We start from the raw sequence: 12,480 nt of genomic DNA on the forward strand, positions 1-12,480 counted from the left end.
GCCGGCAGAGACGGGGCCCGGCCGCCCGCCACGCTGGCCTCATGGACGAACCGAAGGGCGGCCGGCGTGCCGCGTTGCTGCTGGCGGTGGTCACTCCCGTCGTCGCAGAACTGACCCTGGGCAATCCACCGCTCAGCCAGATCTGGCTGCTCCTGCTGTGGATCCCGATCTACGGCGCCGGCACGGTGCTGATCCGGGAGCTGGTCCGACGGCGCCGCGGGGGCTGGCCGTCGATCCTGCTGCTCGGCCTGGCGTACGGCATCGTCGAGGAGGGCCTGGTGCTGCAGGCGCTCAGCAGCCCGACCATGTACGGGGCGGCCGATTGGGCGCCCAGGTTCCTCGGGCTGAACACCGCCTACACCGAGCTCAACCTGCCCTATCACGCGGTGTTCAGTGTGGCGCTGCCGATCCTGCTGACCGACCTGGCCGTCCCGTCGCTGCGCGAGCGGCCCTACCTCAAGCGCACCGGGCTCGTCGTGGCCGCGGTCGTGTTCGTGCTGGGCGGGCTGCTGCTGCGGGTGACGGTGGCGACCTCCATCGACCCCGGCTACCAGGCGCCCGCCACGGTGCTCGTCGGCTGCGTGGCCGCCGTGGTGCTGCTGGCGGTGGTGGCGCTGCGGGTGCCGGCCGGCGGACGAACGCGAGCGCCCGTCCCCGTGCCCTGGACGGCCGGAGCGCTCGGGCTGGTGGCCGGGTTCGGCTATCCGGCGCTGCTGTTCCCCTTCGGCGGGGCGGATCAGCCCGCCTTCACGCACGGCGGCTGGGTGGCGGTGCCGATGGTGGCCGCGGCGCTGCTCGCTGTGGTGGCCGGCCGGCTGGTACGCCGTTGGACGGCGAGCACCGCGTGGACCGACCGGCACAGCGTCTGCCTGGCCGGCGGGGCGTTGACCGGCCACACCGCCTTCGGCGTGCCGGCCAACGCCGCCACCCTCACCGACAAGCTGGAGCTGTCGGCACTGGGCCTGCTCGTGGTGATCCTGCTGGCGCTGCTGGCCCGCCGCCGCAGGCCGCTCAGCGCAGGACGGCCGTGAGCAGGTCGCTGCCCAGGGCCGTGAGGTCGGGGACGTTCACGGTGTAGCGGACGTAACGGCCGTCGCGCCGGGACATGAGCAGGCCGGCGCGGCGCAGCACGGCGAGGTGGCGGGAGACCTCAGGGGGCGTGAGCGCCCAGGCGTCGGCCAGTTCGCCGGTCGTATGGGGACCGCGGGCCAGGGTGCGCAGCAGCCGCAGGCGTACGGGGTGGGCGAGCGCCTCCAGCCGCTGGGTGACCGTGTCCAGCGGGACCGGCTGCGGCGTGCGTGTCACGGGGTATTGGACCACCGGCTGCCAGCCGGGGGCGTGGATCACCACGAGGTGCGGGTGGCCGAAGACGGTGGGCAGGAACGTGAGCCCGCCGCGCGCGGTGGTCGCGTTGTCCTGCAGCTTGTCCACCTCGATGCGGTCGCCGCCGGGTGCCAGGGTGAGGGCTTCGGAGACCGAGGCGAGCGCCGCCGCGATGCCCTGGCGGCTGAGCAGGTCGTTCTTCAGGCGCAGGTCGGTGGCGAGTCGCACGGCGGCGTCCGCCCAGGCGGCGTCGAAGAAGGCGTCCGCGCACTGCTCCAGGGTCTGCCGCACGCGGGCACGGACGGCGGCGGGGTCCGCGAGCAGCCGTTCCGCGAAGGCCTCCTGGAGCGCGCCGCGCGCCTGCGCCAGGTCGAGTGCCCGCTCGCGGGCGGTCGCGTCGGTGAGCGGCGACGGCGCGCCGAAGTGCACCCGGTTGCTGCCGCAGGTGGTGACGAGCGCGGCGGTCACGTACGTCTCGTCGTCGATCAGGTCCACGTCGTCGAGCTCCTCGGCGAGCGTCGGCCGCGGCCGGGCGGGGACGAGGAAGTCGGCGCGCGAGGACCGCCACAGGAACTCCGCCTCCCGCAGCCGCTCGGCCAGCTCGGGCCGCAGCCCGGCCCAGACGTCCGCGGCCCAGCCGGCGAGCTGCGGGTGGTGCCCGGGCTCGGCGAGCACGTGCAGCATCGCGGTCAGCTCGGCCAGCGGGGAGGCCGCGAACCGCAGCCGCTCCGCGGGCAGGCCGCTGATGTCGATCCGCACCGTCATCCCCCCATCATGGCCGGTGGCCGGGTGCGGCCCCGCACCGGTTGACGGTTTCCGTCAATCGTCGCGGGCCGGCCCGGCGACGGGACGCACCGTTGACGCCATGGCGACCACCACGCTCAAGCCGCGCGACCTCATCCGCGCCTCGGGAGGCCCGCGCTACGCCGCCGCCCTGGCCGTGGACGCGCTCGGCACCGGCCTGCTGCGGCCCTTCCTGCTGCTGTACGGGGTGCTGGTGCTGCACTTGTCGGCGGCGGCGACGGGCGTCGCCATGACGGCCGGCATCGTCATGGGCCTGGTGTGCATGCCCGGGGTCGGCCGGTGGCTGGACCGGGGCGCGCGCAGCACGGTCGTGGCGGCGTCGATGCTGGTACGGGTGCTCGGCGTGGCGCTGCTGACGGCCACGCCCGCGGGGAACGCCTGGCTGTTCGGGGCGGCGGCGCTGTTCCTCGGCATCGGCAACCAGGCGTGGCCGGCCGCCCACGCGGCCCTCATCACGACCGTCGCGCGTGGCCGGGTCCGCGACGCCGCCCTCGCGGCGGGCCGCTCGCTGCGTAACGCCGGTCTGGGCGCCGGCGCGCTCATCGCGACCGCGTTCCTGGCGGGCGGCGTCGCCGCGTTGCAGGTGCTGGCGGTGGTCACCGGGCTCGCGTACCTCGCCGCGGCGGCGCTGGCGTGGTCGGTGCACGTACGCGCCGAGCCGGCCGAAGCCACGGACGGGAACGACGAGCCCGCACCCCGGATGGCCGCCCTGCTGGCCGCCAACGTGATCTACGCCTTCTGCCTCAACGTCCCCGAGATCGCGCTCCCGCTGGTCCTCGTCACCCAGTTGCACGCCTCGCCGGTGTGGCCGGCCGTCATCTACGTCGCCAACACCGTGCTGGTGATCACGTTGCAGGTGCCGGTGACGGTCCTGACGTCGCGCTTCTCGCGGCGCACTGTGCTGGCGCTGTCCGGGGTGGTGCTCGCCGCGTCCTACCTGGGCTTTCTCGCGGCGACCTCGCTGGGACCCGGCTGGGGCGCGCCGGCCGTCGTCCTCGTGTCCGTGGTCTGCACGATCGGCGAGATCCTGTATGCCGGCAGCGCCACCGCGCTCGTCGCCGCGACCACCCCCGCGCAGGTCATGGGACGGGCCCTCGCCCGCTTCCAGCTCTCCACGGGCTTCGGCCTCGCCGTGTCCCCGGCGGTCATCACCGCGCTCGCCGCCCACGGCCCGTCCGCGCTCTGGGGCGGCCTCGCCGGCGCGACGCTCGTGTCCGCCTCCGCCGTCGCGAACTACTCCGATCGCAGTAGCGCGTACGGCGAACGGAGCACGGCCAAGTGACGATCGACGGACGACGCGCTCCCACCGCCGCCCGGCCTAGCGTTGCTCGTCGAATTGATCGGCCGAGAATCCGGAGGAACCAGCATGAACAGGAAAATGACCACCGCCATCGCCGGGCTGAGCCTGACGGCGGGTCTCCTGGCCGTGGCCGGCGCACCGGCCGGCGCCCAGGCGGGTCCCCAGACCGCCGCGCCCAAGCCGCCGAAGGGCGCGCGGGCCGTGGTCCAGGTCAGCCCCAACCCCACCACCGAGCGCGGCCAGGAGGTGACGATCACCGGTCACTGCGGCGGCGGCAAGGGGCTCAAGGGCGTGCTCGCCGGGCTCGACAGGAAGAACCCGGTGCTGCGGAACATCCGCATCGTCAAGGACGACGCGAAGGGGTTCGTGGCCAAGGCGAAGCTCGACTCCAAGATCGGCAACGGGGTCGGTCCCGTGTTCGTCGACTGCGGCGGCGAGGCGGGCGTGACCCTGCTCGTCACCCACGTCTGATCCGGGACTGGTAGACACGTCCAGAGCCGGCCGGCGCCCGGCCGGCTCACCCGTCACCTTCGAGAATGAGCCCCCACATGGCCGAGCCGCCCCCGCGCCGCGAACCCGCGCCCCTCCGGCACCTCGCCGGCATCACCGACATCACGCTCGCCGTCCTCACCCTGGTCTTCTTCGTCGCCGTCGCCCTGGCCACCGGGGTGCGCGACCCCTGGGACGGCACGATCCCGCTCGGCCTGTTCCTCGGAGGGCTCCTCCTGGTCAGGCGCCGATGGCCGATGACCGTGCTGCTGCTGTCGGTCGCCGGCGTCTTCGCCTATCACCTCACCGGGCACTGGCCGCCCGCCGGGTGGATCTGGCCGGCCGCGGTCGCGTACTTCACCGCCGCCACCACGCCCCGCGTCCGCTGGGTGGCCGCCGTCGGCGTGGCCCAGCTGGCGTACTCGGCGTTCGACGCGCGCATCGTCATCGACCGGAACCTGACCCGCTACGTCGTCCACGTCGCAGGCGAAGGAGTGCTGCTGGCGCTGCTCATCGCCGCGGGCCTCACCTACGCCGCCGCGCTGCGCTGGCGCGAGCGGCTGCGCGAGACCGACCGCCGCGCGCACGCCGCCGAGGAACGGCTGCGCGTCTCGCACGAGGTCCACGACGTCATCGCGCACACGCTGGCCGTCGTCGGCGTGCAGCTCAACGTCGCCGCCGACGTCCTGGAGGAGGACCCGGAGGAGGCCGCCGCCGCGCTGCGCGTGGCCAAGGACGTCAGGAACCGGGCGATGGCCGACCTGCGCTCCCTCATCACGGTCCTGCGCGACAGCCCGGAGGACACCGCGCCCCAGGCGGACCTGGCCTCCCTGGACCTGCTCATCGCCGACGCCCGCGCGGGCGGGCTCGACGTGCGCCTCGACGAGGACGGTGACCGTACGGACGTCCCCGCCGTGACCGCCATCGCCGTGCACCGCATCGTGCAGGAGTCGCTCGCCAACACCCTCAAGCACGCGGAGGCGGGCTCGGCCACGGTGACGATCGGCCACCGGCCGGACGCGATCACCGTCGAGGTCGTCGACGACGGCCGCGGCGTCCCCGACGGCGCCGCGATCGCCGAGGGCCACGGCCTGTCCGGCATGCGCGAGCGGGTGAGCGCACTCGGGGGCGCGCTCACCGCAGGGCCCGTCCCCGGGGGCGGCTTCGCCGTACGGGCCGAGCTTCCTGTCGCAGGCTCGACGGCATGACGATCACGGTGCTGCTCGCCGACGACCAGGCCCTCGTACGGGCCGGTTTCCGCAGCCTGCTGGCCCGTTCGCGGGACATCACGGTCGTCGGCGAGGCCCAGGACGGCGAGGAGACCGTACGCCTGGCCGCGCGCACCCGCCCCGACGTGATCCTCATGGACATCCGCATGCCGGGCACCGACGGCATCACCGCCACCCGCCGCATCGTCACCGACCCGGTCACGTCGGGCTGCCGGGTCATCATCCTCACCACGTTCGACACCGACGAGCACGTCTTCGCCGCCCTGCGCGCCGGGGCCAGCGGGTTCCTCACCAAAGAGGTCGAGCCCGCCGACCTGCGCCGCGCGGTGGCCGCCGTCGCCGGGGGAGACGGGCTGCTGTCGCCGGGCGTGACGCGGCGCGTCATCGAGCAGTTCGCCCACCGGCAGGTCCCGGAGCCCGGCGCGGACCGGCGGTTGGCCGCCCTGACCTCGCGGGAGCTGGAGGCGGTCAGGCTCGTGGCGCTCGGCCTGTCCAACGGCGAGATCGCCGAACGCCTCGTCATCAGCCCGCTCACCGCCAAGACCCACATCACCAGGGCCATCGCCAAGCTGAATGTCCGCGACCGGGTCCAGCTGGTCATCCTCGCCTACGAGAGCGGCCTGGTGCGTCCCGGCACGTGACCGGCGGCGTCAGAGCGTGCGGCCCGGCCCCGTCCGCAGCCACGGGACCGGGCGCTCGAGGATCAGGGGTAGAGCGTGAAGGTCTTGGTGTTGTTGCAGACGATCGTGCCCGGCAGGCAGCGCTTGGCCCTGATGGTGATGCGGTCGAGGTTGGTGCGGCTGGTGGAGAAGCTGAAGTCCTTCGTGCCCTTCTTCCGCCCGGCCTCCTTGTAGCCGCCGTCGATCTCGTCGCCGTTCTTCTTCTTGAAGGAGACCTCGACCACGGACGTCCAGACGTCGCTCTTGGTGTCCCGCACGGTGCCGCTCCCCTTGCCGAAGCCGTTGGTGCACAGCTCCAGCCGGTAACTGACGTTGCCGTCCTTGGTGCTGATCTTGCCCGACGCGATGCGGCATCCGGCCGAGGCGGCTGAGGCGGTCGTCGCGGGCGCCACGACGCTGAGCGCGGCGGCGACCCCGATGACCGTGACGAGCGTCTTCGGGGCGGAGAACTTCGGCATGAGTGATCCTTTGCCAGTCGATGGGAAAGTGCGGTGCTCCGCTGCGCGGAACAACGCCTGAAAGGCTAAAGATCGCCGGTATGCGCGAAGTATGTCCGCCAAGCCGCAGGTGAGCACCCCCGCGAAGCGCCGGGGCTGCGCCCTTGCGGAGCGCGACGCCGGGCGCTGTGACCGTCTTTCTACGAGGCCGGGCCGGAGAGGTCGAGGCGGTCGAGGTTGAGGAAGTTCGAGCCCATCTCGAGCCGGATCGTGTTGTATCCCCGGGCGAGGGTGACACCGTCCAGCACGGCCGTGTTCCAGGTGCCCCAGCCGCCGGTGGAGGGGAACGGCTGGCCGGCCGCGACCTGGGCGCCGTTCACGAGGACGCGGCGGGTGGCGTCGCCCGCCCCCGCGGCGTACCGGAAGGTCAGCTTGTGCGCCCCGGCGGAGGCGACGTTCACGTGGAAGGTGAGCGTCTGTCCGGAGCTGTTCCAGCCGGCCAGGTAGCCGCGGCCGCTGTAGCCGGGCTGGCTGCTCTCGCCGCCGATGCCGACCGGCACCGCGTTCTCGGCCTCGTAGACGCCGTTCTCGGGCTGGAGCCCGGCGTTGCCGTCCGGCTGGACGATCTGCAGTGTGCTGACGGCGGCGGCCGCGGTCAGGCTCTGCAGGTACGTGCTCGGCGCCGGCGCCGACCAGTCAGGCCCCACCAGGTCGTCCGACCTGCGGCGGTGCTGCCACGCCTGGGTGGCGTTGCGCTGCAGGAACGGCAGGTACCGGCGCTGGCCGTGCTCCTTGACGAGCGTGTTGAGCCCGCGGATCAGCCGCGCCTTGAACCCGCCGCCGTCGTTGACGCCCTCCTGCATCACCGTGCCGCCGTTGGTGAGGTAAGTGGTGACCCAGTCGGCCGCCGCGCGGGCGTCGGCCAGGTAGGACGCGGCGCCGGTCGCCTTGTGCAGCGCGGCGGCGGCGCTGATGTAGGTGCCGAAGTTGTAGCTGAAGTCCCATTTGACGAGGGTGCCGGAGCCCTCCAGGTGGTCGTACACGTGGCCGTTCTCCTGGAGGTTGGCCTTGATCCAGGCGAACAGGTCGCGCGCCCGCTCCAGGTAGCTCGCCTCGCCGGTGGCGGCGTAGAGCTTGGTGGCGGTGAGCGCGGCGGGGGCGTTGGTGGCGACGTTCTTCTGGTCGCGCACGCTCCTGCGCCACCAGATGCCGCCGCCGTACGTCGAGTCGTGGAAGGCCCAGATGCGGTCGAACAGCTCCCGCGACCGGTTCAGGTACCTGGCGTCGCGGGTGATCTCGTACGCCCGCGCGCTCGCCAGCGCCCACCAGCCGAGATCGTCGTTGAAGTCGTTCTCGAACTCCGGATAGGCGGCGACGAACCCGGCGTAGACGTCGTCGATCATGCGGCGGTACTCGGCGCTGCGGGTCCGCTCGTAGGCGTCCATCACCAGCTCCCACAGCTGCGCCTCCCACCAGAAGTCGGTGTAGAGGCCGTCCTCCGGCCCGTGCGCGTGCTCGTGGATGCGGCGGTCGCTGTTGGTGTAGAAGTACTTCTTCGCCGGGTCCCAGAAGGTCGCGACGAAGGCCCGCATGGCGGCGTCGGCGTCCGCGGGGACGTGCCGGACGGCGGCTTGAGCAGGCAGGACGGGTTGGACGAGAGCTGCCGACAACAGGACACAGGCAGCCGCGAGTCGTGATCTCACCGGCGCTTCCTTAGTTGAGGTTGTTGTCCTTCAGGACCCGGTCGCCCTGCTGCTGTGCCTGGGCGAGGGCCTGTTGTGCGCTGACCTTGCCCTCCATGAAGAGCTGGAGGTTCGGGATGACCGCCTCCTCCTCCATCGGCGGGTAGCCGGCGCAGGCGGGACGGATCTTGGCGTACTGCAGCGTGTCGATGACGGGCTTCCAGAACGGGTCGCCGGAGAAGAACGGATCCTGCGCGGCCTCGACGTTGCCGGGGATGTTCAGGCTGGTCTTGGCCCACAACATGGCGTTGTCCTTCTCGGCCGTCCACCACTTGACGAACTCCCAGGCCGCGTCCTGCTGCTTGCCGGCGCGCGGGATCACCAGGCCGAAGCCGCCCATGAGGCTCGCCTGGTCGCCCTGCGGCCCGCTCGGCGGCGGCACGATGCCGAAGTCGAGGTCCTTGCCGTACTTCTTGTACGTGGTGATGTTCCACGGCCCGGTCAGGATCATGGAGACCTTGCCGGTGGCGAAGGCGTCGGTGCCCTCGCCGAGCCCCTTCTCGAAGCCGCTCTGGTAGACGCCCGCCTTGACCATCCGGCTCCACAGGTCGAGCGTCCGCAGGCCCTGGGGGCCGTTGAAGGCGGTGCGGGAGCAGTCGTCGGTGACCATCTGGCCGCCGGCCTGGCGCAGGTACATGCTGAACAGGCCGGTGTCGTCCATGGACAGCCCGGCCCGTACGAGCTTGCCGTCCTCGCGCCTGGTCAGCTTGACCGCGGCCTTCTCCAGCTCGTCCCAGGTGCGCGGCGGCTCGATGCCGGCCTCCTTGAGGTGGGCCTTGTTGTAGAACAGCGCGCGGGCGTCGACCGTGAGCGGCAGGCCGTACAGCTTGCCGTCGTGCGTGAGCTCGCGCACGGCCTCGCCGTAGAAGCGCTCCTTGGGGATGCCGTCCTTCCTGAGCAGGTCGTCGAGCGGGAGCAGCACGTTCTTGGGGGCGTAGCTCGCGGTGCGCCAGCGGTCCCAGAACATCACGTCGGGGGCCTGGCCCGAGGTGGAGGCGGTGAGGAACTTGGTGAGGATGTCCTCCTGGACGACGTACTCGACCTGGATCTTGGGGTGGGTCTTGTTGAAGGCCGCGGTCATCGTCCTGAACTGCTGCTCGCCTTCCCCCGACCAGTCGCCCCAGAATTTCAGCCTGATGACCCTGTCCGCTGAGGAGGAGGTGGTGCCGGAGGAGGCGCAGCCGGTGGTGATCACCGTCGCGACGGCGAGGGCGGCGGCCGCCAGCCGCCTGGTCAGGGTCGCGTGCATCGGCGGCTCATTCCTTTCGTGAGAGTCATGTCATTGCAGGCCGGAGCCGGTGAAGGCCAGGCCCCGGGTGAGGTGGCGCTGCGCGAAGGCGAACAGCAGGAGCGTGGGCGCCATCGCGACGATGGATCCGGCCATGAGCGGCCCGTAGTCGGTCTGCCGGTTGAAGGAGAAGGCGGCCAGGCTCATCTGGATGGTGTTCATGTCGGGGTCGTTGAGCACGATCAGCGGCCAGAGGAAGCCGTTCCAGCCCGCGACGAACGTGAACACCGCGAGCGTGGCCAGCGCGGGCCGGCACAGCGGCAGGTAGATCTTCCAGAAGATGCGGAACTCGGGGCAGCCGTCCACGCGGGCCGCCTCGCCGAGGTCCTTGGGCAGGGACAGGAAGAACTGCCGCATCATGAACACCGCGAACGCGCCGACCGCGCCCGGCAGGATCACCGCCCAGTACGTGTTGAGCAGCCCGATGCCGCCCTGCCCGGCGAGGTCGTTGCCGCCCGCGAGCGGCATGCTGCGGACGATGACGAACGACGGCACCAGCGTCACCACGGCCGGCACCATCATCGACCCCAGCAGCAGCCGGAACAGCACCTTGCTGCCACGGAACGGCAGCCGCGCGAAGGCGTACCCGGCCATCGCCCCGAGCAGCAGGTTGGTGACCACCCCCGCCACGGCCAGCAGCATCGAGTTGGCGAAGTGCCGGGCGAACGGCACCGCGGTGAACGCCGTCCAGTAGTGCTCGAAGGTGATCGAGCTGGGCAGCCACCTGATCGGCAGTGCGATGATCTCGTCGTCCGGTTTGAGCGACGTGCTCAGCGACCACAGGAACGGCAGCAGCATGAACGCCCCGACGACGGTGAGCACCCCGTAGAACAGGGCGATCCTGATCCGCCTGGTGATGGTCATGTCTCATCACTCCGGTTGATCCGCATGTTGATCACGGTGACCGCCACGATGATGAGGAACAGCGTGAACGCCTGCGCCGAGGCGTAGCCCATCTGCAGCCGGTTGAAGGCGGTCTCGTAGATCTGGTAGACGGGCGTGAGCGTCGAGTTGCCCGGGCCGCCCTTGGTCATCACGTACGCCTGGTCGAACAGCTGGAAGGCGCCGATCAGCGACAACGTCGTGACGAACAGCGTGGTCAGCCGCAGCTGCGGCCAGGTGACGTGGGCGAACGTCGCCCACCGGCCGGCGCCGTCGAGCGCGGCGGCCTCGTACAGGTGGGCCGGGATGTTCTGCAGCCCGGCGAGGTAGATCAGCATGTTGGAGCCGACGCCCTGCCAGAGCGTGACCAGCACGATCGAGACCATGGCCGTGCTGCTGTCGCCCACCCACGCCGGGCCCTGGATGCCGAAGAAGCCGAGGATCTCGTTGATCGGCCCGTAGTGGCTGTTGAGCATCCACGTCCACACGGTCGCGGCGGCCACCGGCGAGGTCACCACCGGGATGTAGTAGATGGTGCGGAAGACGCCCATCGCCGGCAGCCTGCTGTTGAGCGCCACCGCGAGCAGCAGCGAGGCGGCGATCATCAGCGGCACGAACATCACGCAGTAGAACAGGATGTTCTTGAGCGTGACGAAGAACGTGGTGTCCTCCATCAGCCTGGCGTAGTTCTCCAGGCCGGCCCACGACGGCGGCGTGAACACGTCGTAGCTGGTGAAACTCAGGCCGAGCGCGCCGACCACGGGCAGCACGGTGAAGATGACGAACAGCACCATCGGCGGCGTCGCGAACAGGATCCCGGCCCGCGCCTGGTGCCGCGACAGCAGCGAGCGCCTGGGCTTGGCGTGGCCGGGGCAGGCCCGGCCGCCGACCGCGGGCGGGCCGGCGAGCGTCTGGGTCATGGCACCGCCACCTCCATGGCGAACTGCGCGTACAGGCTGTTGGCCCAGCCGAACCAGGGGCGGGTGAACACGCCGGGGTCGTCGGGGTCGAAGCTCTCGTGGATGTAGCCGGTGCCGGCCGTGGTGGCGGCGAGCATGGTCAGCAGCTCCGCCTGCTCGGCCGCGTCGGTGCTGGTCAGGCCCTGCATGGCCAGCGACATCGGCCAGACTTGTCCTGGCTTGGTGTGCGGGCTGCCGACGCCGCGGGCGTGCCGGCCCTCGCTGTAGTACGGGTTGCCCGCGCTGAGCACGAAGGCCCTGGTGTTGCGGTACGTCGGGTCCGTGGCCGGGCGGTAGCCCAGATAGGGGATGGACAGCAGGCTCGGGACGTTCGCGTCGTCCATCAGCAGGTGGTTGCCGAGGCCGTCGGTCTCGTAGGCGTAGATCGGGCCGTGGCGCGGATGGTCGACGATCGCGTACCGGCGGATGCCGTCCTCGATCTGGGCGCGCAGCGCGGCGGCGGCGTCGGCGAGTGCCTGGTCGGCGTAGAAGTCGCGGGCGAAGGCCGCGACGTGGCCGAGCACGACGACCGCGAACATGTTGGCCGGGACGAGGAAACCGTGGGTGCAGGCGTCGTCGCTGGGCCGGAACGCCGAGCGGACCATGCCCGTGTAGCCGCACACGGGACCGCGGCCTTCGTTGACGAGCGTGTCCGTGGGCTGCTCGGGGTGCGGGCGTTCGAAGCTGTAGGGGGAGCGGTCCGGGTGCTGCTCGGCGCGCATGGTCGCGACCGCGACGGCGAGCATGCGGTGCACGTCCTCGTCGAAGACCTCGGCGTCGCCGGTGGCCGTCCAGTAGAGGTGCAGCAGCCTGAGCGGGTGGCACAGGGAGTCGAGCTCCCACTTGCGCTCCCAGACCCAGGGGGTCAGCTCGGTGTGGTCGTCCTGGTGGCCCTGGCCGTCGGGGGTCTCGTTGAAGGCGTTGGCGTACGGGTCGAGCGCGACGTAGCGGGCGTGCCTGCGGATCACCCCGCGGACCATCGCCCGCAGGTCGTCGTCCGCGGCGGCGTGCCGGACGTACGGCTCGATCTGGGCGGCCGAGTCGCGCAGCCACATGGCCGGGATGTCGCCGGTCAGCACGAACGTGGTCCCGTCAGGGAGCCGTTTGACCGTGGTCTCCAGCGTGTTGAGGAAGCACTGCCGGAACATGGCGGCGGCATCGGGGAACCGGGGCGCCAGCAGCGTGCGTACCTGGTCGGCGACGTCGAGCAGCACAGTGGGGACGGCGTTCACGCGTTTCCCTTCGTGAGGTGCGTGAGATGTCATCTGAGGGAAACGTAGGAATCAAGTTGGCATAAGTCAATATGTTTGATGTATCAATCTATGAGATGATATATACCTAGATACG

12 protein-coding genes are annotated in these 12,480 nt (G+C 71.2%); 5 read left to right on the forward strand and 7 right to left on the reverse strand.

The features are described 5' to 3' along the window. The first annotated feature begins 41 nt into the window (after positions 1 to 41). Positions 42 to 1,031, forward strand: a complete 990-nt coding sequence (locus tag AB0K18_RS05760) for a hypothetical protein (RefSeq protein ID WP_364910355.1) — start codon at positions 42 to 44, stop codon at positions 1,029 to 1,031. Here AB0K18_RS05760 and AB0K18_RS05765 read toward each other — a convergent pair. Beyond that, on the reverse strand, positions 1,012 to 2,088 hold the full coding sequence (locus AB0K18_RS05765; RefSeq protein WP_364910358.1) for a DUF5937 family protein: 1,077 nt from the start codon (positions 2,086 to 2,088) through the stop codon (positions 1,012 to 1,014). The genes AB0K18_RS05760 and AB0K18_RS05765 overlap by 20 nt on opposite strands. 100 nt (positions 2,089 to 2,188) lie before the next feature. Between AB0K18_RS05765 and AB0K18_RS05770 the strand changes: the two genes are divergently transcribed. The 4 genes from AB0K18_RS05770 (at position 2,189) to AB0K18_RS05785 (ending at position 5,786) form a co-directional block, all read left to right on the forward strand. After that, a complete protein-coding gene (locus AB0K18_RS05770) occupies positions 2,189 to 3,409 on the forward strand; it encodes an MFS transporter (protein WP_364910361.1) in 1,221 nt (406 codons plus the stop codon). Positions 3,410 to 3,493: 84 nt separating this feature from the next. Next, positions 3,494 to 3,898 carry a hypothetical protein gene (locus AB0K18_RS05775; protein WP_364910364.1) on the forward strand — a complete coding sequence of 135 codons (405 nt, stop codon included), beginning with the start codon at positions 3,494 to 3,496 and terminating at the stop codon, positions 3,896 to 3,898. Positions 3,899 to 3,975: 77 nt separating this feature from the next. Then, positions 3,976 to 5,124 (forward strand): histidine kinase, encoded by a 1,149-nt coding sequence (locus AB0K18_RS05780; protein WP_364910366.1) that lies wholly within the window; start codon positions 3,976 to 3,978, stop codon positions 5,122 to 5,124. Then, positions 5,121 to 5,786, forward strand: a complete 666-nt coding sequence (locus AB0K18_RS05785) for a response regulator transcription factor (RefSeq protein WP_364910368.1) — start codon at positions 5,121 to 5,123, stop codon at positions 5,784 to 5,786. Before AB0K18_RS05780 ends, AB0K18_RS05785 begins: the two co-directional genes overlap by 4 nt. Positions 5,787 to 5,848: 62 nt before the next feature. On the opposite strand, the gene AB0K18_RS05790 is transcribed toward AB0K18_RS05785, so the two are convergent. The 6 genes from AB0K18_RS05790 to AB0K18_RS05815 form a co-directional block, all read right to left on the reverse strand. Next, positions 5,849 to 6,283 carry a hypothetical protein gene (locus AB0K18_RS05790; RefSeq protein WP_364910371.1) on the reverse strand — a complete coding sequence of 145 codons (435 nt, stop codon included), beginning with the start codon at positions 6,281 to 6,283 and terminating at the stop codon, positions 5,849 to 5,851. A gap of 179 nt (positions 6,284 to 6,462) precedes the next feature. Further along, the gene (locus AB0K18_RS05795; protein WP_364910374.1) at positions 6,463 to 7,965 is read right to left on the reverse strand and encodes a glycoside hydrolase family 76 protein; all 1,503 of its coding nucleotides are present in this window, start codon (positions 7,963 to 7,965) and stop codon (positions 6,463 to 6,465) included. Positions 7,966 to 7,975: 10 nt separating this feature from the next. Next, a complete protein-coding gene (locus AB0K18_RS05800; protein WP_364910376.1) occupies positions 7,976 to 9,253 on the reverse strand; it encodes an ABC transporter substrate-binding protein in 1,278 nt (425 codons plus the stop codon). A gap of 30 nt (positions 9,254 to 9,283) precedes the next feature. Further along, complete coding sequence (locus AB0K18_RS05805; protein WP_364910379.1) at positions 9,284 to 10,156, reverse strand: carbohydrate ABC transporter permease; 873 nt, start codon at positions 10,154 to 10,156, stop codon at positions 9,284 to 9,286. Further along, positions 10,153 to 11,094, reverse strand: a complete 942-nt coding sequence (locus AB0K18_RS05810; protein ID WP_364910382.1) for a sugar ABC transporter permease — start codon at positions 11,092 to 11,094, stop codon at positions 10,153 to 10,155. Before AB0K18_RS05810 ends, AB0K18_RS05805 begins: the two co-directional genes overlap by 4 nt. Then, entirely contained in the window at positions 11,091 to 12,365 is a 1,275-nt protein-coding gene (locus AB0K18_RS05815) for a glycoside hydrolase family 125 protein (RefSeq protein WP_364910384.1), read from the reverse strand. Before AB0K18_RS05815 ends, AB0K18_RS05810 begins: the two co-directional genes overlap by 4 nt. Between the last annotated feature and the right edge of the window lie 115 nt (positions 12,366 to 12,480).

Origin of the sequence: Nonomuraea sp. NPDC049421, assembly GCF_040677005.1 — a bacterium.
GTDB lineage: Bacteria > Actinomycetota > Actinomycetes > Streptosporangiales > Streptosporangiaceae > Nonomuraea > Nonomuraea salmonea.

Excerpts from the sequence above, each read along its gene's own strand:
- AB0K18_RS05800 (WP_364910376.1), bottom strand. The coding sequence starts at position 9,253 with ATGCACGCGACCCTGACCAGGCGGCTGGCGGCCGCCGCCCTCGCCGTC.
- AB0K18_RS05780 (WP_364910366.1), top strand. The coding sequence starts at position 3,976 with ATGGCCGAGCCGCCCCCGCGCCGCGAACCCGCGCCCCTCCGGCACCTC.
- AB0K18_RS05770 (WP_364910361.1), top strand. The coding sequence starts at position 2,189 with ATGGCGACCACCACGCTCAAGCCGCGCGACCTCATCCGCGCCTCGGGA.
- AB0K18_RS05790 (WP_364910371.1), bottom strand. The coding sequence starts at position 6,283 with ATGCCGAAGTTCTCCGCCCCGAAGACGCTCGTCACGGTCATCGGGGTC.
- AB0K18_RS05785 (WP_364910368.1), top strand. The coding sequence starts at position 5,121 with ATGACGATCACGGTGCTGCTCGCCGACGACCAGGCCCTCGTACGGGCC.
- AB0K18_RS05810 (WP_364910382.1), bottom strand. The coding sequence starts at position 11,094 with ATGACCCAGACGCTCGCCGGCCCGCCCGCGGTCGGCGGCCGGGCCTGC.
- AB0K18_RS05805 (WP_364910379.1), bottom strand. The coding sequence starts at position 10,156 with ATGACCATCACCAGGCGGATCAGGATCGCCCTGTTCTACGGGGTGCTC.
- AB0K18_RS05775 (WP_364910364.1), top strand. The coding sequence starts at position 3,494 with ATGAACAGGAAAATGACCACCGCCATCGCCGGGCTGAGCCTGACGGCG.
- AB0K18_RS05760 (WP_364910355.1), top strand. The coding sequence starts at position 42 with ATGGACGAACCGAAGGGCGGCCGGCGTGCCGCGTTGCTGCTGGCGGTG.
- AB0K18_RS05765 (WP_364910358.1), bottom strand. The coding sequence starts at position 2,088 with ATGACGGTGCGGATCGACATCAGCGGCCTGCCCGCGGAGCGGCTGCGG.